Below are 19671 nucleotides of genomic sequence, written 5' to 3'. Positions count from 1 at the left end.
ACCCTCCTATTTTTTCAGCTTAGGATCAAGCGCGTCACGAAGACCATCACCGAAAATGTTGAAAGAAAGCATGGTTAAACTGATCAGAATGGCAGGGAACAGGAAGCGCCATGGATAGTACAACCAACCGGTGAGTGAATCGTTAATCATAGATCCAAGTGAAGCGATAGGAGCTTGTACACCAAGACCCAAGAAGCTTAGGAAAGCCTCAGCAAAAATTGCATTTGGTACAGAAAGTGTAATCGTTACAATAATCGGACCCACTGCGTTCGGCAGAAGGTGTTTGAACAACAGTCTCGCAGAACCTGCACCCATGGAACGAGAAGCCAATACGAACTCGCGATTCTTAAGCTGCATAATTTCACCGCGTACAATCCACGACATCGTAATCCAACCCGTGATGGTTAAGGCCAGGATGATGGTACCAAGACTTGGTTCAAGCACAACCAAAAGCAAAATTACAACAAGCAGATAAGGAATGGAGTACAAAATTTCAGAGAATTTGTTCATGATATTATCTACACGGCCGCCGAAGAAGCCCATAATACCTCCATAGATAACACCGATAAACAAGTCGATGGCTGCCGCAGCTAGACCAACGATCAAGGAGATCCGTGCGCCGTACCAAGTACGAACGAAAATATCACGTCCAAGATCATCCGTTCCAAACCAGTGATCGGAGGAAGGGGGCTTATTGGTATTCATCAAGTCATTGGAGTAATAGTTATATTTCGAGAATAAGGGAGCGATAATCGCCGCAAGCACGATCAAGCCTAGAATCCCAAGCGCGGTCATCGCCATTTTGTTTTGACGCAACCGTTGCCAAGAATCTTTCCAGGCAGAGAGACTCTCCCGCTGAATTACCTCGGCTTCTTTTTCATCTACACCGACTTTTTGAAAGTCTTCCGGTTTTAGATTCATGTTCTTTAACAAGTTATTATCAGATGCCACTCTTTAGCCCTCCTTTCCTCCACTTAATTTCATACGTGGGTCAATCAATACATAAGCAATATCAGTAATGAAACGGGCCACCATGAGTAGTACACCATAGAAAATGGTTATTCCCATAATAACGGTATAGTCACGGACACCAATCGCTTCCACGAACTGTTTACCAATACCCCCAACACCAAAGATCTGCTCGATAACAACCGAACCAGTTACGATGTTAGCTGTCATAGGTCCCATGTAAGTAACAACCGGCAAGATACCATTACGAAGTACGTGACGGCTTAGAATAGCCATCCAGCTTAATCCCTTAGCCTTAGCCGTTTTGATATAATCCGCATTCAGAACTTCAAGCATACTTGAACGTGTCAAGCGCGCTATAAATGCTATTGGCTGTGCCGAGAGCGCTGCTACAGGAAGGAAATAATAGATTGGTCCTTTAAAACCTGAAACCGGTACCCAACCCAATTTGAAAGCGAACACATACTGTAATAATGACGCGACTACAAAGCTCGGAACCGCAATCCCCAGAACTGCCAACACCATCGCGGCGCTGTCAAGAAACTTTCTGTGATAGAGTGCCGCTAACATGCCGAGAAGAACCCCAACAATAACCGCCACAACAATTGCGACGAGTCCCAGCTTCAGCGACGCTGAAAAGGTTTGACCGATCAAATGTGATACATCTTGATTCAGGCGCTTCATGGATACACCCAGATCACCTTGGATAATATCACCTAAATACTTAAAATACTGATGAGAGAGCGGCTTGTCCAGACCATATTGCTCCATCAAACGCGCTTTAATTTCTGGCGGTACTTTTTTCTCAGAAGTAAACGGATCCCCTGGAATAGCTTTCATCAAGAAAAAAGTTGCTGAAATCAGTACAAATAATGAAACCAACATATAGAAGAATTTATTTGCGACATAACGAACCATCCCCATCACACCTCCTCCGACAAATTTTTTGAGAGCATTATATTGATTTTATGAAAAAAACGGATTTTTGTCCATTTTCTAAATATGTTATAAATAACAATAAATAACAAATAGACGGAAATACAAAAAAAAGGGATATATATGGAGTTCCACATATATATCCCGAAGTATTGTGTTACTTCAGTCAACTAACTATTCTGTTTAAATTACATGAGCTAAATCTTAGTGCTCAAGCAAGTATCCACGAGTCAAGTCAATTGCACCACTGAAGTCAAGAGTAACACCTTTGAGGTACTCTTTAGTCAGGGAGTTGTTAGTGTAGTAGTACAACGGAATCAAAACTTGATCTTGCTCGATGAGCAATTTCTCAGCTGCTGCAAACTTGTCTTGACGTACTTTCAAGTCAGTACTTGCTTTAGCTTCGCTGATCAATTTGTCATACTCAGGGTTAGCGTAACCAGTATCATTGTTACCGCCACCTGTTACCCACATATCAAGGAAAGTCATTGGATCATTGTAATCCGCAGTCCAACCAGCACGTGCAACTTGGTAGTTCAGGTTTTGACGGTTTTCAATAAATACAGCCCACTCTTGGTTAACGGTTTGTACGTCGATACCAAGATTGTTTTTCCACATATCAGCAATCGCCAAAGCGATTTTCTTGTGACCTTCACTTGTGTTGTAAGTCAAAGAGAATGTAGGCAGTTTATCCATACCTTCTTCTTTCAGACCTTCAGCAAGCAAAGTTTTAGCTTGTTCTAGATCTTCAGTGAAGTAGCTATCTTTAACTGCTGTACGGTATTCACCATCAGCACCAGCGATACCCGGAGGTACATAACCGAATGCTGGGAATTGTCCACCTTGTACTACATTGTCAATCAAAGCTTGACGGTTAATCGACATTGCAAGAGCTTTACGGATTTTAGCGTTTGTGAAAGGTTTTTCAGTGATATTGAATTCGTAGTAGTATACGGAAGCAATACCTTTACGGCTGAATTCTTTAGGAAGTTCTTTTTGCACGATTGGAATTTGTTCTGATGGAATTTCACCAGTTGGTCCACCGGCACGATCGTATTCACCGTTCTTGTAGCTGAGCAGTTCAGTTGCACCGCTGTTTACAAGGGAGAAGTCGATTTTGTTAAGTTTAATGGAATCTTTATCCCAGTATTTATCGTTTTTAGTTACAACAAGTGTTTGACCTGTAGTCCACTCAGTAAGAGTGAAAGCACCGTTAACGATCATAGTATCTTTGCTTGTTGCCCATTTTGGATTACTCTCAATGGATTTGTGTACAGGGTAATAAGTGTAGAAGGAAAGCAATCCAAGGAAGTAAGGAGTTGGGGCTTCAAGAGTAACTTCGAGAGTTTTCTCATCAACCGCTTTGACACCTACTTGACTGAAATCGGTAATTTCCTTGTTGTAGAACTTTTGAGCATTTTTGATGTAGTACAATTGATAAGCGTAAGGTGCAGCGGATGCAGCAGCAGGATCGAGTACGCGTTTCCAAGCGCGAACGAAGTCTTCTGTTGTTACAGGATCGCCATTACTCCATTGTGAATCACGGAGTTTGAAAGTATATACCAGACCGTCAGCGGAAACATCCCAGCTTTCAGCAACACCTGGTTCAGCTTGACCAGATTCAGCATTCATGCGAGTCAGACCTTCGTACATTGTTGTCAGGACAGTGTGAGCTTGGCTATCTTGAGCCAATCCTGGGTCAAATGTTGGAGGCTCAGAGCTTAGGTTGATTCTCAGTGTTTGGTCCGCAGCCAATTTCTCTTCTGTAGCCGCATTACCAGTTCCCGTGTTACCAGTGTTACCAGCATTACCTTTATTGCCGCTGTTCGCGTTGTTTCCGCCGCAGCCAGCAAGCACTGTGCCGATAACAAGTACTAATGCAAGCATTAGCAATAGACTTTTACTCTTCTTCATCTAGCAGTTCCCCCTAAATAGAATGTGGTATATGGTTTATGATTATACAACCAGTGGTCAAAAAAATCTAGTGGTATGTTTTCAGAAAACTCTTTTTTTATTAAAACTTTAAACTTTTGTGACGTTGCCGCTTCACCGGAGCAGTGGAACATTACATCGCTTGTGATATGTACTTAATTAGCCCTACAAACATAAATAATAAATATCCGACGCTCATAAAAAAGAAGGAAAGTCTCCAAACTGCCCGAAATAACCGCTTCCCATCTACTTTTCCTTTCAGTCGATTCTGAGCGCCGCCAATCAATCCAGTGGATATTAATACAATAAGTAGTATAAGATAAAACCCAAAACCGTTGTTAAACAAGTTGTTAAATAATGCGGAGACCGATAATAATAAAAAAAATGTAGTCACGTCCATAGCGAGCATAAAAGTTTTCTTTTTATCTTTTTTTAAGCCTCTTCCAATGAAATAAACAATTAAAAACGGTATTATTGGAATCAAGCTTAAAGTAACGACCGAATTCATCAGCAATCCCATAGCTTCACCTCTCCTCCGAGATCATACCTATATTCCCTCTACTAATTGGCAGATCAAGCGATGTAAAGGAACCAATGTTCCAGTGCGTTCTGCCATTTCTACAAGACTTCCATTGATCCAATGAATTTCTGTGCTTCTTGAAGCTAGAACATCTGCCAGCATGGACGAAGTATTGCCAGCCGTTGTCCTGCACACTTTAAGGATGTTATCCCACGCATCATGATCATAAATAATTCCGCAGGCATCATATACCATAGTAGCTTCTCTAAAAAGTTCTCTCATTAACTGCAGGCGCTCTTCTGAAGCAAGCAGTTCACCATTTGGAATACGCCAAATCGCTGTGAGCGGATTAATAACGGCATTGATTAGGAGCTTCCGGTAAATCATGGTATCCACTTCATTCGACAAAAAGGCTGAGAATCCTGCCATAATGAGAACTTCTATTAAATAATTCACTTGTAAATCAGTATGTATACTATGGGCTTCTCCATTCTTTAAGCTCCATTTCCCTATCCATACCTCCCCCGCACCTGCATGAATGACCTCAGTTAAAGACTTTCGCTTCGCAGCTTCTGTTGTTACGGCAGCATATAAATTAGCTTTCGGCAGCAAGTTACTGAGCATCTCCATATGTCCAATGCCATTTTGAACACAAATGATGTGTACCTGTTGTTCCCTAAGAGGGGATAGAAATTCAGGTAAAACATTATGTAGTATGTCCTGTTTAACCGTTACTATGATCCAATCACTGGGCTCACGGAGATAGGCATCTGCAAATCCCTCTATTGGTGCGGACACAAATCGATCCCCCGAAATCGAAATTGGATCGCGTCCATCCTCATAGCTCACAGTTAAGCCCTCATCTTTTAATTTCCGGCACTGCTCTACCCCTCGACACCACAATCTCACTTCATTCCCGGACTGGGCCAGCCTCCCTGCCAAAAGCAGCCCAAGTGAACCCGCACCGATTATATCGATTTTCATCTGATCCTCCTGTTGATCTCAAGCGCAATTTTTCTAAGTATAGCCTTAATATACCAAGAAGAACCGCCGTTGTCGTCCTCCATAAATGACAATACAAAACCAAAACGCCCGCAAATGGCGCTAATAAAGCGAACCACTTACGGGTGTTTTAGTTTGCCTATCTTTTATTCAATACGTTCTAAATTTCCGTTCCCATCCATTTTGAAACGAGTCTTCATTTCTTCTTCTTCTTCGTTTAAGAAAGCTAGCCTACGCGCACGATCCATAATCTGAATTAAAGCTTTGTAATCATCATTGACTACCCGGTAGTCACTTTGAGCAAGATTAACCTCTTTTGACAACCGCTCATTCTCAGATCTTAATTCTGTTAATTCATCTTCCTTCTCGCGCAAATCTCTCTCCAGCATTTTCAGCTGGCGTCCTGCCTCCTGGATCGTACCTTTCCATTGTCTCAGGAAACGTATAACCGCATCAATGGATAATGTGTTTTCACTTAATCCTTCGCCTCGTCCGAATTCCTCATCGGTATCCCCGAGAATAAGACCCGCTACCTGCGCTCCTCTTACCGACGGTTGCTTTTTCAGGTAACTTCTCTTTTGACGTTGGCCTTTAGCGATTCCAATTGCACCTTCATAGCTTTTTCGAACACAGCTGTTCCAGCGGAATCCGCAAGCAGCCGACGTTCTGCCGATTTTCTCACCCACTTCTTCAAAAGCAGCAAGTTGTGTACTGCCCTCCCGAATGTGGCGCAAGGTTACTTCTGCCAGTATTAGATCATCTTCTGCACTCCAAGCATCCTGTCTAACGGCTGTCATCCAACCAAACCTCCTAACAACATCTTGAAATAACCATCTCCATAACCGACAGCTCTGCCGGGTAGTGAATAGGGATAAAAGCTGCTTACTCCATTTCTATGCTTCTCATAGAGTTCATAGAATCTATTTGATACTAAATTGTATTTCCATTATCTGCTCACATCATACGCTTTAAGTAATAAATTCTCTTTTTTCAAGCACTAATCACTTCAGTCAATTATAAAAATCACATTTTTTCAAGATTAGTGTATTTTTTTCAATGAATTCGTTTACACATTTTTACTGAACGGGTATAATAAGTCGAAGGAATATTCGTGAGATACATACTGGAAGGGGGACTCTCTCTTGGACCGCATGTTTCGGGTATTAGGTTTTTTTACATTGGCTATTGGATTGATGGCTTTCGCCGGAGGTCTGACAGAAATGGCCTTGCTTTTCTTTTTGCAAACCGCTTTTTTCGTAATTCTCGGTTATTTGAAGTTTACTGAAAAAACTTATGTCCTACTTTTCTGGGCATACATGATTTTGACTTTCACCGGTTTCAGCTATTGGACGATCTTTCAAATGGGTCTTCCACTATAAATTGCAGTGCTCTCTTGAAGCGGATGAGGTCCTTATCTAATAAGGATCACTTCCGTTTTTTTGTTTATCAGTTAATATATTATATATGAGGTCCCCCATATACCTGTGTACGCATTGAAGGATAGCCTCACTTTGTGGGGATTTTTTGTATGTATGCTATTTTAGAAGGGTTAAACATATTATTAGTACATACATATATCCATTCAAGAAGAACCGGTTTTGCCGTCTTTTACGGACAGTTTCCGTTTCTACGAGAAATAGAAGGATGATTTATGGAGTGAAACAGATAATTTCTTATCTTAAATTCAAAAAAAAGGTGGTGGTGTGGTGCGCTCCCGCAATGCCCAAAGCCGCATGATGGCAACCATACTAATTCTCTTCTGCTGTACATTATTTCCGTTACAATCTACGATGTACCTGTCTGCCGATCCTAGCGGTTCTTTTTTCAATTCCTCTATACCAGATAATGAAGAAACGCGTAAACTTCTGGAGCAGACTTTATCTTCCGCAGAAATCGAACGGGAGATCATCAAGATTACAGCCGAACAAAAAGCGCTTGAAGAAAAGGTAGATTACCTAGAAGAGCAAGCTATCCAGAAAAAATCTGCCATCGCAAACCAACAAGAGCGTGCAGGTGCGGTCCTTCGTTCTTATTATATGGGGGATAGAGACGGTCTCTTGGCCGCATTTCTATCCGCGAAGAGCATTAGCAGATTTCTGGCACTATTTGATTATTATGAAATTATTATCGGAAATGACCGCAACATTCTCACACAATACGAGGACCAATATAAGGATCTAAAGAAGACCCTCCAGACTGCACAGCGCAGCTCGAAGGATCTTGCACAGCTGCGAACCGCTCTGGAGGAACAGAAAATTCGGGTAGCCGCGCTCAATAAAGAAATTGAAGGCGGGATTAAAGACAGTAGTGATCCTGATAATATGAGCGCTCTACTTCAAGAATTCACATTATATTGGGAGAATATTGGTTTGCGCGAGGTAAAGACCTACTTCAAAGCATTGTCTTCCGCAATGAATAAATTACCGCAGTTTGTCCAGAATCGAGAGGGAGTTCTTACTCGTAAGGGGATGACTTATGTTCTGAATCTGAAGGAAGAGGATTTAAACGAATTCCTTCAGTCCCAGAATAAGCTATTTAACGATTTCGCATTTCATTTTAATGACGGAACGATTACTGCCACAGGAAAAAGTGGTGCTTTAGCCCTTTCATTAACCGGTCACTACATCATACAGGAAGAACCCATCAATGGACTTATATTCCAAGTAGATCATGTTGTATTTAATGGTCTCGAATTACCTGACACCACTAGAAGAACACTTGAGGAGGAATTTGATTTAGGCTTTTACCCTGGAAAAATCGTTTCTTTCCTCCGCGCCACAGAAGTAGATAGTAAAGAAGGCGTCCTCCAAGTTAAACTTTCTATCTCATTCTAAGCCTTCCTTGATGAAATCTTTGTACCCAGCCGCATCCATTTTTCCTGTTAGCAGTAAGGATACTGCTTCAACAATCTTACTCCAGCCGCCTTGGAATTCGACCTCCGGGGCGGTTTCTTCTGTCAGTAATAATTCGACTCCAAAAGGAAGCCTGTATTTGAAATCATGTTCTGAACGATATAGGACATCCAGCGCAGGCAAGCTTCCCGTGTTCTCCAGCCAATCCATTTGAGAATCCTCAGAAGTGATAAACGTCAGCCAATTCACGGCTTCCTTTGGATTTGGGGATTGAGCTGGAAGTGCAAAGGAACGGCTGTAATAAGATTCAAGTCCTCTCCCGTTACTTGCGGTCAGTGGTGCTTCAGCAACTAAAGACGAATTCCCATGTTTTTTCCACTCAGATAGCGGTAGAGCAGCAACAGCAACGCTTCCGCTCTGAATCATATCCCAAACATCTTTGTTATATCGACTGGTAAGGTAAAAATAACTCCGAGCATTCTGAGTCCAATTTATCACTTCTTGGTTATCCGATAGCAAGCTGCTGTTCATACTCTCCATAACAGCGGACAATCCATATGGATTACGTGTATCCATTGCGAGCAAATATTTTCCTTGCTCTTTAAGCACATTCTGAAGCAACGTGTTCCACTGTTCCAGACTTCTTGGTAAGGTAGTGAATCCCAGTTCCGCAAGACGCTGTGGTGAATAAACAAGTACATAAGGGTCAATATCCAGCGGCACTCCCCAATTATATCCGTTCCATTGCATCCATGGGATTAACTGAGTTAACGGTGCAGTTCCCGGAATGCTCTGATACACATCCACCGGCAATAAATATCCACGTGTTGCCCAGTCGAGAATACTTCGTCCATCCGCCATAACGATATCCGGGCTATCCCCGATGGTTAGATCATGCTTCAAAACTTCGTCTGCATCCTCGCTATCAATATTTCTTAATATTACCTTTACTCCACTTTCTAAAGTATAACGATTGCTTAAAAGCTCCAGTTCATTGAATTCCTCACTATTTAACGATACTGTTATGCGCAGGCTATCTATAGTTCCCTCTTCCCCTGAAGAGGGGTTTGTCGACTGACTTTGTGGTTTTTTCATAGGATGTGGGTCGTTATTGGTATTCAATTCCATACTGGGTGACAAGCTTGTCAGCGATAGTAGTAAAATTGCAAAAAGCAGCCAATAATTTTTGCGTTTCAGCACAATTCCCCACCTTCCCCATGATTCGTCACCCCTATTTTACCAAACCCTCCGCTGCTTGTCTTTAGAATGTGAAAACGTTCTCTTTCTATTATATAGGGGAAACGAACGGAGACAATTAAAAGCTTAGAGGTGATCCATCCGCCATTACAAGAAAGCTTTGGACTTCCGATAGCTGTTATCCTCAGATTTCCTGATTTAATTACCGCATATTGCGGTTGAAATCCGAGGATAAAGGCGAACGCTTCGCTTCTACAGTTCCAAACTTTCTTTCCATGGCTCTAATCACCACTATAACCTACCAAATTCCTCCGCCGTTTCTGGGCGGGCAGGAAAAAGCCGGGAGTTATGCTTCTCCCGGCTGAGATTGAAGATAGGAATAGGTTAGAGAAGATCCGCTGCCAATTGGGCCAAGCGGGAACGCTCGCCTTTTTCCAAAGTAATATGTCCGCTAATCCCTTGCTGCTTAAACTTCTCAACAATATAACTAAGTCCGTTACTCGCAGCATCCAGATACGGATGATCGATTTGCTCCGGATCACCCATAAGAATCACTTTACTTCCTTCACCCGCTCTGGAGACGATTGTCTTCACCTCATGACGGGAAAGGTTCTGAGCTTCATCAATAATAATGAACTGCGCAGGGATTGAACGGCCACGAATATAAGTTAAGGCTTCTACCTGAATGCTGCCTAAGCCCATTAAGATTTTATCGATATCGCCAGCTTTTTTGGTGTCGAACAGAAACTCCAGATTATCATAAATAGGCTGCATCCAGGGTCTGAGCTTCTCATCCTTCTCTCCGGGTAAATAACCAATGTCTTTACCCATAGGAACTACTGGACGAGCAATAAGCAGTTTTTTGTATTTATGCTCATCCTCAACTTTGAATAGTCCGGCAGCAAGCGCCAATAATGTCTTCCCTGTACCAGCCTTACCCGTAATGGTTACAAGCGGGATTTCATCATTGAGAAGCAGCTCCAATGCCATTCGTTGCTGAGCATTTCGTGCGCTGATCCCCCAAACTGAATCATTGCCCAGATAAAGCGGCTCCAGACGGGTCGCATCACTATTCACTTTAAGAAGAGCTGATTTGCCCGTGCCTATCTCATCCTTGAGGATCACAAATTCATGAGGGTACAAGGGATATGACAACCCGAGCTGTTTAACCGTTAAAGAGCGGTGACTGTAATATTCATCAATCAATGCCGGATGTACCTGCAGAGATTGGTAACCAGTGTAAAGTTCATTTAAATCTCCAGTACGATCTGACAAGTAATCCTCTGGCGTGATTCCTAGCACATCCGCTTTAATGCGAACCAGCACATCCTTACTCACAAGCACTACGGGACGCGGATCAGGCTTCTCTTTCTCTTCGATTAAATAGTTGAGAGCTACAGCCAAAATCCGATTGTCGTTAGATACCTCACCAAACATTTCCTGTACCTTCACAAAACTGCGATGGTTAAGTTCTACCTTCAGCTTGCCTCCATGCTCCAGCTCCACACCACTATGCAAATGACCTAGCTCACGAAGTCCATCGAGCAATCGGGAAACCGTGCGGGCATTTCGACCGATTTCGTCAGCGTTGCGCTTTTTGGAGTCGATTTCTTCCAGCACAACCGCCGGAATAACCACCTCATGCTCCTTGAAAGAGAAAATCGAATTGGGGTCGTGCAAAAGCACGTTGGTATCTAGCACAAATATCTTGTTCATATTATCCCCTCCACAGCGCCTGGTTTGATTGATCATACATAACTCTTTCCGCCAAGGGAAAAGATAAGGTACAGAAACGATCTTGGCTGAAAGGAGTAATCACATATGAGAAAATCAATGTGTCTGTTGCTGGTACTGCTGCTATTGACAAGCTGCGGTATCGCTAATAAAAAGACATCACCCTCTCCTCAGAATAAACAATCTGCGAATGCTGTAAAGGGTACGGGAAACCATGAGGTTCGGCAATTGGCCAACGATGGTGCAACTAATCCTAAGGCCACCTCAAAAGCTGGTCACACCGTCAGTGTTAAGGGCGAAAGTGAAATTGCACTTAAGGACCATTTTGAACAGTTAGCCAAAAGAGTTCCTGGTGTGAATGGTGCACACTGTGTAGTCATGAACAAGGTAGCCATTGTAGGTCTTGACGTAGAAGGTTCTCTAGACCGATCACGTGTTGGAAGCATTAAATATTCTGTAGCGGAAGCTATCCGCAAAGACCCGAGAAGTGTACGTGCACTTGTCACTGCCGATATGGATCTCTCCAGCCGCTTAGCGGACATGAGCCGCCATATCTCTCAGGGACATCCAATTTCCGGATTCTCATCCGAACTGGCTGATATCATCGGTCGAATCATGCCGCAGCTGCCAGAGGATACTAAGCCGATTAAAAATGCACAGTAGAGGACAAAAAAAGCCCAGTGATATTCTCACTAGGCTTTTTTCATTGCAGCAAATACTTGTCCGTCCAGCTTCTCAGCGGCACGTCCATCATAAACCTTTGCATATCTTGGGGCGGATTCAAGCTGCGCTCCATAAAAAAGCGCGTTACGCACCGCCATAATTTCAACATCAAAGCAGCACATCTTGAAAGGTACATCCTGAAGTGGATCCTGCTTTACAACGGCAGTGCCGTTAATAGCATAGACAGTACCCTCACCGAACACAGTGACGGTTACTAACGGGTTGACCTTCATGTTGTTCACGAGTCTGGAACGATGATCTACAGCCAGACGCACAGTACTAGGACTAACTGCATAAATCCACGAAATGGCCGTGGACGTTGGACCTCCTGATTCCGCATCAACTGTGTTGAGAAGAACAAAAGTTTCCGATTGCAGCATCGATAACAAGGTTTCGTTCAGCTGAGCAACGGCTTCGGACATAAGTACTGGCCCCCTATGCGGCGTAAATTCATTCAATTTATTATATTATAGCACAGGCTGAAACTTGCATTCAATTTTAGGGCGAAGTGTTATTAAGGACTTTAAGGCGCCTCAGTGGATTCTGAAGTGGAATTAGCAGAAACTCCTGCTAATCGATCCTGCAAGCTTTTCTTGGCAGCCTCAAGCTCCTCATCATTAATATATACATACGGACTTCGCCACGTTCCAGTCACGGGCTTGAATTCGATATCATCTTTGGAAATCTTCCAATAAGTCGCAATCATATCTTTAATCTGCGAATTTTCGATATCAGTCTTCATATTACTATCCACTGCGTCAAGCACCTTGCCTATCTTTAATACTCCACCAAGCGATTGCATCTGATCCACCAGTGAATGAAGGACCTCATTCTGACGTTTGTTTCGATCAAAATCATCTGAACCCTTAGTCTTAGGCTTGCAATTAGATTTACGGTATCGCACATAATCTAGCGCTTTATCTCCATCAAGCTCCGCCGGACCTTTTTTCAAATTGATATTCGTACCGTCAACGCTGTCTGTATAACACATATTATCGCTAATGTTGACTTTGACTCCACCAAGCTCGTCCACCACATCGCGGAAGCCTTGAAAATCCAGAATCGTTGTATAATCTACGTCAATATCTAGATATTTACCCATCATTGTCTTCATCTCATCTTCTGCCAAAATACCAGAAGAATCTTCTTTCCCCTTAAAGCGGGCATAGAATTCGTTAATCTTCGTTTGCTTGTATCCATTGAGCTCAACTAAGGTATCGCGTGGAAGAGAGACAATGGTTGCTGATTTCGTCTTAGGATTAAGCGCTGCAACCATAATAACATCTGTCAATCTAGATTGATGTTTTGGTCTATTATCCGTACCCAGGATAAGCATCGTCAGTGGTTTTTCTGTAGCCGAATGTCCTGGGGCAACCGTTCCTTTACTACCTGCATTAAAGACCCCATTTTCAAGCTTCCAATACAGATAGCCCCCGTAGCCCAATACGCCAAGAATCGCAATAATGAGTAAGGTTAACAGGATTCTAACTAATCTGCCAAAAAAGCCTCTCTTTTGCGGTTTCTTCTTTTTTTTCTTAGGAGCACCCTTCACAGGCTGTTTTCTATTATTCGGTTGTTGACCACTTGCTCGTGGAGGTAAACTGCTGTTTCGTGTACTCATAGTAGAATAAAGTCCTCTTCATTTCATTTGGAATTAAAATTGCTACACTTAAATAGACGTTGCATAAGCAGTAAAAGTTTCGATTACTGTCTTTTTGCTGCAGCTGCAGCCTTTCTCTTCTGTCGAGCTTCTACGATATAACGTATCCGTACCATCAGCATTAATCCGACGGCGACCAGCAGACACTGAATGATCGGTAGCTTATCATGTTGAAAAATGAGGAGCATGCCGGAGCCGATTGCCATCATTATGTACAGCATAATCTCTTTGCCAATCGATAACTTTTGATTCACACGAAATACCTGATTATACACAAATGTAAGCAATATAAAAATAACAATATAAGCGACGATTGGATGCTCAGCAAACCAGACTTGCATAGATACCGCACTCCTCCCAAATTTAAGATACGTTTACATTATATCATCAGTAAGGGAAGTTTTTGTTATAAAAAAAACCGCCGAAAGTTAAACCTCCGACGGCTCTTTACTATAATAAGCTGATCTTACGCGTTTGCTTGTGCCATTTTACGTTGCTTCTCTACACGTTCGCGTTCGCCTTTGTTTAGAATCTTTTTGCGCAAGCGAATGGATTTAGGTGTGATTTCACAATATTCATCATCATTCAAATATTCAAGTGCGCCTTCCAAAGAGAAGGTACGTGGTGTCTTCATTTTTACAGTATCGTCCTTACCTGAGGTACGCATGTTGGTAAGTGCTTTTTCTCTACAGATGTTAACGATAATATCGTTATCACGGGTATGCTCGCCTACGATCATACCTTCATAAATTTCTGTACCTGCATCCAAGAAGAGAATACCACGATCCTCAACGCCCACTATTCCATATTGTGTTGTTGATCCAGTCTCACTGGCTACAAGCACACCTTGATGACGTCCGCCAACTTGACCAGCAACCAGTGGAGCATAGCTGTCAAAAGCATGGTTCATAACGCCGTAACCACGTGTCAAAGTCAAGAAGTAAGTGTTGTAACCAATCAAACCACGTGCAGGAATCAGGAACTCCAGACGTACTTGACCCGTACCGTTGTTAATCATGTTGACCATTTCGGCTTTGCGAGTGCCCAGACTTTCCATAACAGAGCCCATGCTTTCTTCAGGAATGTCAATCATAAGACGCTCAAGTGGCTCCGATTTAACACCATCGATTTCTTTAATGATTACTTGTGGTTTAGAAACTTGCATTTCATAACCTTCACGACGCATATTCTCGATCAGAATACCAAGGTGAAGCTCACCGCGTCCAGAAACGATAAATGCATCAGGACTATCCGTTTCATCCACACGCAAACTCACATCTGTCTCAAGTTCTTTAAAGAGACGCTCACGCAGTTTACGGGAAGTTACCCATTTACCTTCTTTACCAGCAAAAGGACTGTTATTCACAAGGAAAGTCATTTGCATCGTAGGCTCGTCGATCTTAAGAACAGGCAGTGCTTCTGGATTCGCTGGATCAGCAATGGTCTCACCAATGTTAATGTCCTTGATCCCTGCGATAGCAACGATATCCCCTGCGCCCGCTTCTTCTGTTTCAATACGTTTTAAACCTTGGAACCCGAACAATTTCTCAATACGTGCGGTTTTACTCTTACCGTCACGCATAATTACAGTTACAGATTGACCTTGTTTGATCACACCGCGGTTTACACGGCCAATAGCAATACGACCCAAGTATTCGTTATAATCCATCAATGTTACGAGGAATTGAAGCGGGTCTTCTACACTTTCAGTTGGAGCTGGGATATGCTCAACGATTGTTTCGTAAAGTGAAAGCATTGTCTCATCTTGCTTCTCAGGAACCATGCTTGATGTACCATTAAGAGCAGATGCATAGACAACCGGGAATTCCAATTGTTCGTCATTTGCTTCCAGTTCGATGAACAAATCGAGAACTTCATCAATAACTTCCTTAGGACGAGCAGCTGGACGGTCAATCTTGTTCACGACAACGATCGGTGTAAGTTTTTGTTCCAATGCTTTACGCAGAACGAATTTCGTTTGCGGCATGCAGCCTTCATAAGCATCAACAACCAGCAATACACCGTCAACCATTTTCATAATCCGTTCTACTTCGCCACCGAAGTCAGCGTGTCCAGGTGTATCCACAATATTGATCAAAAACTCTTTATAAGTAATTGCTGTATTTTTAGCTAGGATTGTAATTCCGCGTTCCCGCTCGATATCGTTAGAGTCCATAGCGCGTTCTTGTACGTGTTCGTGTGCGCTGAAGATCCCCGATTGCTGAAGTAGCTGATCGACGAGTGTTGTTTTGCCATGGTCAACGTGGGCAATGATCGCAATGTTGCGAATATCTTTTCTTGAATGCATGATTTGTATCCAAATCCTCTCATTTATCAAATTAAAACTGTTAAAATTCTTAGCATGTCACGGCAGTCTCACAAAAGAAGCGCCAGGCAGAAAGCCGACGCTTCAACATAACATTAATATTATAGTGAAAGCACTATGAAAAGCAAGTCTTTTTATGAAAAAAACAGTTGGCAAATTCCGTTTTTTTTCACAAGATCCAACATTAATTAACTTCGATACCATCTATTTCGGCCACGAGTTCTACCCCGACCTGTAATCAGCCAAATTCCTGCCACGATGAATACAATACCAATTAGATAGATTACACCCGTACCCATAAGACTGAAAATACAAAGCGCTATGCTTAGAACGCCTAATATTACAGCAATTGCAGATAGTCCCCCTGACCGTCTTGGAGAATTTATGGAATATTCATACAGACCTACGGCAATGCCGAGCAGAAGCACAGGCCATAAATATTTCATAAGCCCCCATCCCCATATATTGCAAAGACCAAACAATAAACCATATACCGTTAATATTCCCGCGGGAATCAATACTGTTGCCGAAGCGCGGCGGCTAAAAAATAACATATGTAGAACCAATCCTGGAAGTAAAATCACTAGCGGCCAAAGGGCTCGTCCCAAAAATCCGAAGACCCCCAGCTTACCGAATAAAATCAAGACGCCCGCAGCTACAATGAATATACCTAGTCTCATGTCATTCTTGGAAGACATCCTTCACCCATCCCTTCAAATTCACGTCTACCTCATTACCTTGCCGTCTCATACCCAGAAAACGACAGGATTCTTATTCATATATTATCTGAAACATACACAAAATGCCATCACTGACCATGCAAAATATCCCCACAAAGTGGCGCTTTGCTTCGATGCGTACTCAGGTACTTTGCGGGGGCCCCAAATATATACTTTCTGATACGTCAAAAAAGGACGATTCCAATTTATGGAGATGTCCTTGTAGTATTGCCTTTTATTGCAATTTATTAACCTACTGATGTTGTTCTTCGTTTAATTGCTCCTGTAACAACTACTAATATTCCTAAAGCGATCGGCAGTATGGAATGCGTGGATGGGAGCAAAAAGGAGAGCATTGTCCCTAATTTTGCATCCTGAAGCATCATATCACCTGCTGTAAAGGCTAAAATATAAGCGCCGATAAATACGAGTATCGGAAATCTATGCAGCCACCCCACAATGAGGCCACTTCCCCATACTACAATCGGAATGCTGAACGCAATCCCGATGACAATTAAAGCCAAATCCCCTTTGGCTAGACCGGCAATTGCCAGGACATTATCAAGACTCATAATAAAATCAGCCACGAGAATCGTTCGGATGGATTTCCATACGGAGGATGTTTCCGCGACTCTAAGGACCTCCTCTTCTTCCAGCAGCAGCTTGAACGCAATCCATAGCAGCAGAATTCCTCCTCCAGCCTGGATATAAGGGATTTTCAACAGTAATACCGCAGCAAAAGTTAGCAAGCAGCGCAGAATAACAGCTCCCGCAGCTCCCCACCATACCGCAATCTTCCGGTGCTTCTCCGGAAGGTCCTTACTGGCCATCGCGATGACCATAGCATTATCTCCACTCAGCACAAGATTGATCATCAATATTTCACCAAGGAGCAATAATGATTCCATTCGCTTTTACCTCCCCGAATCACATGTAACTACATGTATGTTCGGAAGTGACAAGCTATGCTTCCTGTCCAACTTTTTTTTGAGGATGAAAGCATGTATGCCCCTTTTTTTGCGTATACAAAACTAAGCATATCTTCGTGCTCATCTTAACTAACTTTAGGGGTGACTATGCCTTGAATACATCCATATGGGAGTTTGTATTATCACTGCTCAATATTATTTTTCTAGATCTCATTCTGGCGGGAGACAATGCCATAGTCATCGGACTTGCAGCGCGTAATTTGCCGAACAGCACTCAAAAAAAAGCAATTGTGCTTGGAACAGCAGGTGCCGTCGTATTACGGATTTTCGCAACGGTTCTGGTCGTATGGCTATTAAAAATCCCTTGGTTACTGCTGGCAGGCGGGATTTTACTTATTCTAATTGCCTATAAGCTGTTAACAGATGAGAACAATTCAACGAATATCAAGGCTGGTCAAAGCTTAGGGGCCGCTGTGGGTACAATCATTCTAGCCGATGCTGCGATGGGGCTGGATAATGTCATCGCCATTGCGGGAGTCGCTAAGCACAATATCTCTCTAGTTGTCATAGGACTGTTAATCAGCGTTCCAATTGTGGTCTGGGGAAGCACTCTCTTTATTAAATTAATCAACAAATATCCATGGATTATTTATATTGGCTCAGCAGTCCTAGGGTTTACAGCCTCAAGCATGATTACAGATGAGCAGCAGCTATCCCCATTTTTTGAGCAGCATCCACTATTGAGAGCTCTGTTTATATTTGTGATCATTGTTGGCATCTTAATTGGAGGACACTGGAGACGCCAATCAAGCCATAATAATTCAAAAAAGCTGCCTCAACCGTAGATGTTGCTACGAATGAGACAGCCTTTTGTTTATAATATTAGAACCATTCTTCCTGTAATTCAGCTTGAGCACTTACTACATCTTTAGGCTTCTCATCTCCATACGGAGTGATCAGCACGGTCTCCGTGGCTTCAATCGCTGCGTCCAGCAATGCAGAGTAACCTGGGAGCGTAGCTTCAATCTTATCTACAATCCGTAAATTCGGATTCGTTGTAGGTGATTTAGGTACAAATAATGTACAGCAATCCTCATAAGGAAGAATTGACAGGTCATAGGTGCCGATATTCTTAGACAGCTCTACAATATCACTTTTGTCCATCATTACCAGCGGACGTAAAAGAGGAAGTTCTGTCGCACGACCGATCACATTCATACTTGGTAACGTCTGGCTAGCAACCTGTCCAAGACTTTCACCGGTTACGATCGCGAGGGCACCCTCACGTTCAGCAAGCTGTGTAGTAATTCTCAGCATAGCTCGACGCATCAACGTAATAATCAGATTATCCTGACCTATTCCGGTAAAAGATGTCTGCACCTCTGTAAAAGGTACTAAGTGTAGCTTGATGACTCCCGCATATCGTGACAATACCCGCGTAAGATCAACCACCTTTTGCCGGGCAAGCTCACTCGTATAAGGATAACTATAGAAATGTACGCACTCCACTTCGAGTCCACGACGCATGGATGACCAACCGGCTACAGGACTATCAATGCCTCCGGACAGCAATAACATCGCTTTTCCATTCGTACCAAGCGGAAATCCACCAACACCAGCAATATTTTCACAAAATATAAAAGTATGACCTTGACGAATTTCGACTTTCAGCTCCAATTGAGGTGACTTTACATCCACAGTAAGTCCGGAATAGCCTTGCAGCAGTGGTGTCGAGACTAGCTTATTCATCTCCATGGAGCCATATGGGAACTCTTTCCACACCCGGCGTGCATTAACTTTAAATGTAGTTCCCGGTGCAGGAGCGATGATCTCCAAAAAATGACGGCTGACAGCCACAATATCCTCGAGATCTGACTTGGCCACCTTTACCGGACTGACAGAAGCGATTCCGAATACATTCTTCAATGCTTCTACCAATGGGGCAGCAGTTTCTCCATTCAGTTCCACGTAAATTCTTCCAAATTCTTTGGTTAGAACCACCTTTGGATATGGCTTAATCATTTCTTTCACATGACGTAGTACCGTTTTCTCAAATCTGGCACGGTTCTTGCCCTTTAATGTAAACTCCCCGAAACGCAAAAGCAGCATATCGGCATAATCAATACTATTGGCACTGCCTTTAGCAGATACTTGATTCATCACACTCATTAG

19 protein-coding genes are annotated in these 19671 nt (G+C 42.8%); 4 read left to right on the top strand and 15 right to left on the bottom strand.

The features are described 5' to 3' along the window. Positions 1 to 6: 6 nt before the first annotated feature. The 6 genes from NSQ29_RS03460 to NSQ29_RS03435 form a co-directional block, all read right to left on the bottom strand. Complete coding sequence (locus tag NSQ29_RS03460) at positions 7 to 921, bottom strand: ABC transporter permease (RefSeq protein WP_042194363.1); 915 nt, start codon at positions 919 to 921, stop codon at positions 7 to 9. Positions 922 to 954: 33 nt separating this feature from the next. Continuing rightward, complete coding sequence (locus tag NSQ29_RS03455) at positions 955 to 1887, bottom strand: ABC transporter permease (RefSeq protein WP_042190878.1); 933 nt, start codon at positions 1885 to 1887, stop codon at positions 955 to 957. A 222-nt stretch (positions 1888 to 2109) separates the two neighbouring features. Then, positions 2110 to 3819, bottom strand: a complete 1710-nt coding sequence (locus tag NSQ29_RS03450; protein ID WP_042190881.1) for a peptide ABC transporter substrate-binding protein — start codon at positions 3817 to 3819, stop codon at positions 2110 to 2112. Between the two features lie 151 nt (positions 3820 to 3970). Then, positions 3971 to 4357 (bottom strand): DUF3397 domain-containing protein, encoded by a 387-nt coding sequence (locus tag NSQ29_RS03445; protein WP_076284770.1) that lies wholly within the window; start codon positions 4355 to 4357, stop codon positions 3971 to 3973. A 27-nt stretch (positions 4358 to 4384) separates the two neighbouring features. Further along, a complete protein-coding gene (locus tag NSQ29_RS03440; RefSeq protein ID WP_341124370.1) occupies positions 4385 to 5341 on the bottom strand; it encodes a ketopantoate reductase family protein in 957 nt (318 codons plus the stop codon). 164 nt (positions 5342 to 5505) lie between these two features. Further along, positions 5506 to 6156, bottom strand: a complete 651-nt coding sequence (locus tag NSQ29_RS03435; protein WP_042130271.1) for an RsfA family transcriptional regulator — start codon at positions 6154 to 6156, stop codon at positions 5506 to 5508. Positions 6157 to 6501: 345 nt separating this feature from the next. On the opposite strand from NSQ29_RS03435, the gene NSQ29_RS03430 reads away from it, so the two are divergent. Then, on the top strand, positions 6502 to 6738 hold the full coding sequence (locus tag NSQ29_RS03430) for a DUF2626 family protein (protein ID WP_042130273.1): 237 nt from the start codon (positions 6502 to 6504) through the stop codon (positions 6736 to 6738). A 327-nt stretch (positions 6739 to 7065) separates the two neighbouring features. Beyond that, entirely contained in the window at positions 7066 to 8193 is a 1128-nt protein-coding gene (locus NSQ29_RS03425) for a coiled-coil domain-containing protein (RefSeq protein WP_262495767.1), read from the top strand. Here the strand turns inward: NSQ29_RS03425 and NSQ29_RS03420 are convergent. After that, positions 8185 to 9411, bottom strand: coding sequence for an extracellular solute-binding protein (locus NSQ29_RS03420; protein WP_149647600.1), 1227 nt, complete (start codon positions 9409 to 9411; stop codon positions 8185 to 8187). The two genes, NSQ29_RS03425 and NSQ29_RS03420, sit on opposite strands and share 9 nt — an antisense overlap. A 381-nt stretch (positions 9412 to 9792) precedes the next feature. Further along, a complete protein-coding gene (locus tag NSQ29_RS03415) occupies positions 9793 to 11124 on the bottom strand; it encodes a PhoH family protein (protein ID WP_042190890.1) in 1332 nt (443 codons plus the stop codon). A 105-nt stretch (positions 11125 to 11229) separates the two neighbouring features. On the opposite strand from NSQ29_RS03415, the gene NSQ29_RS03410 reads away from it, so the two are divergent. Beyond that, positions 11230 to 11805, top strand: a complete 576-nt coding sequence (locus tag NSQ29_RS03410; RefSeq protein WP_042190892.1) for a YhcN/YlaJ family sporulation lipoprotein — start codon at positions 11230 to 11232, stop codon at positions 11803 to 11805. A 29-nt stretch (positions 11806 to 11834) separates the two neighbouring features. Here NSQ29_RS03410 and NSQ29_RS03405 read toward each other — a convergent pair whose 3' ends face one another. The 6 genes from NSQ29_RS03405 to NSQ29_RS03380 form a co-directional block, all read right to left on the bottom strand. Then, positions 11835 to 12287: a pyridoxamine 5'-phosphate oxidase family protein gene (locus NSQ29_RS03405; RefSeq protein ID WP_340972206.1), complete on the bottom strand. Its 453-nt coding sequence runs from the start codon at positions 12285 to 12287 to the stop codon at positions 11835 to 11837. A gap of 101 nt (positions 12288 to 12388) precedes the next feature. Further along, complete coding sequence (locus NSQ29_RS03400; RefSeq protein WP_042190896.1) at positions 12389 to 13486, bottom strand: LCP family protein; 1098 nt, start codon at positions 13484 to 13486, stop codon at positions 12389 to 12391. A gap of 83 nt (positions 13487 to 13569) precedes the next feature. Next, on the bottom strand, positions 13570 to 13866 hold the full coding sequence (locus tag NSQ29_RS03395) for a YlaH-like family protein (protein WP_042190898.1): 297 nt from the start codon (positions 13864 to 13866) through the stop codon (positions 13570 to 13572). Positions 13867 to 13991: 125 nt separating this feature from the next. Then, positions 13992 to 15833, bottom strand: a complete 1842-nt coding sequence (gene typA, locus NSQ29_RS03390; protein ID WP_042190900.1) for a translational GTPase TypA — start codon at positions 15831 to 15833, stop codon at positions 13992 to 13994. A 206-nt stretch (positions 15834 to 16039) separates the two neighbouring features. Beyond that, positions 16040 to 16549 (bottom strand): hypothetical protein, encoded by a 510-nt coding sequence (locus tag NSQ29_RS03385; protein WP_042190902.1) that lies wholly within the window; start codon positions 16547 to 16549, stop codon positions 16040 to 16042. Between the two features lie 269 nt (positions 16550 to 16818). Continuing rightward, positions 16819 to 17478: a TerC family protein gene (locus tag NSQ29_RS03380; RefSeq protein WP_341124369.1), complete on the bottom strand. Its 660-nt coding sequence runs from the start codon at positions 17476 to 17478 to the stop codon at positions 16819 to 16821. Between the two features lie 173 nt (positions 17479 to 17651). Between NSQ29_RS03380 and NSQ29_RS03375 the strand changes: the two genes are divergently transcribed. Further along, positions 17652 to 18344, top strand: coding sequence for a TerC family protein (locus NSQ29_RS03375; RefSeq protein WP_042190906.1), 693 nt, complete (start codon positions 17652 to 17654; stop codon positions 18342 to 18344). A 37-nt stretch (positions 18345 to 18381) separates the two neighbouring features. On the opposite strand, the gene thiI is transcribed toward NSQ29_RS03375, so the two are convergent. Next, positions 18382 to 19668, bottom strand: a complete 1287-nt coding sequence (gene thiI / locus NSQ29_RS03370) for a tRNA uracil 4-sulfurtransferase ThiI (RefSeq protein WP_445739153.1) — start codon at positions 19666 to 19668, stop codon at positions 18382 to 18384. Positions 19669 to 19671: the final 3 nt, after the last annotated feature.

This window comes from Paenibacillus sp. FSL F4-0236, assembly GCF_038000135.1.
Classification (GTDB): Bacteria; Bacillota; Bacilli; order Paenibacillales; family Paenibacillaceae; genus Paenibacillus_AQ.
Note: the sequence above shows the minus strand (reverse complement) of the source record. Positions and strands in the feature narration are given on the sequence as shown.

Coding starts and splice junctions, on each gene's coding strand:
- NSQ29_RS03460 (WP_042194363.1), bottom strand. CDS start 921: ATGAATCTAAAACCGGAAGACTTTCAAAAAGTCGGTGTAGATGAAAAA.
- NSQ29_RS03455 (WP_042190878.1), bottom strand. CDS start 1,887: ATGGTTCGTTATGTCGCAAATAAATTCTTCTATATGTTGGTTTCATTA.
- NSQ29_RS03450 (WP_042190881.1), bottom strand. CDS start 3,819: ATGAAGAAGAGTAAAAGTCTATTGCTAATGCTTGCATTAGTACTTGTT.
- NSQ29_RS03445 (WP_076284770.1), bottom strand. CDS start 4,357: ATGGGATTGCTGATGAATTCGGTCGTTACTTTAAGCTTGATTCCAATA.
- NSQ29_RS03440 (WP_341124370.1), bottom strand. CDS start 5,341: ATGAAAATCGATATAATCGGTGCGGGTTCACTTGGGCTGCTTTTGGCA.
- NSQ29_RS03435 (WP_042130271.1), bottom strand. CDS start 6,156: ATGACAGCCGTTAGACAGGATGCTTGGAGTGCAGAAGATGATCTAATA.
- NSQ29_RS03415 (WP_042190890.1), bottom strand. CDS start 11,124: ATGAACAAGATATTTGTGCTAGATACCAACGTGCTTTTGCACGACCCC.
- NSQ29_RS03410 (WP_042190892.1), top strand. CDS start 11,230: ATGAGAAAATCAATGTGTCTGTTGCTGGTACTGCTGCTATTGACAAGC.
- NSQ29_RS03405 (WP_340972206.1), bottom strand. CDS start 12,287: ATGTCCGAAGCCGTTGCTCAGCTGAACGAAACCTTGTTATCGATGCTG.
- NSQ29_RS03400 (WP_042190896.1), bottom strand. CDS start 13,486: ATGAGTACACGAAACAGCAGTTTACCTCCACGAGCAAGTGGTCAACAA.
- NSQ29_RS03395 (WP_042190898.1), bottom strand. CDS start 13,866: ATGCAAGTCTGGTTTGCTGAGCATCCAATCGTCGCTTATATTGTTATT.
- typA (WP_042190900.1), bottom strand. CDS start 15,833: ATGCATTCAAGAAAAGATATTCGCAACATTGCGATCATTGCCCACGTT.
- NSQ29_RS03385 (WP_042190902.1), bottom strand. CDS start 16,549: ATGTCTTCCAAGAATGACATGAGACTAGGTATATTCATTGTAGCTGCG.
- NSQ29_RS03380 (WP_341124369.1), bottom strand. CDS start 17,478: ATGGAATCATTATTGCTCCTTGGTGAAATATTGATGATCAATCTTGTG.
- thiI (WP_445739153.1), bottom strand. CDS start 19,668: ATGAGTGTGATGAATCAAGTATCTGCTAAAGGCAGTGCCAATAGTATT.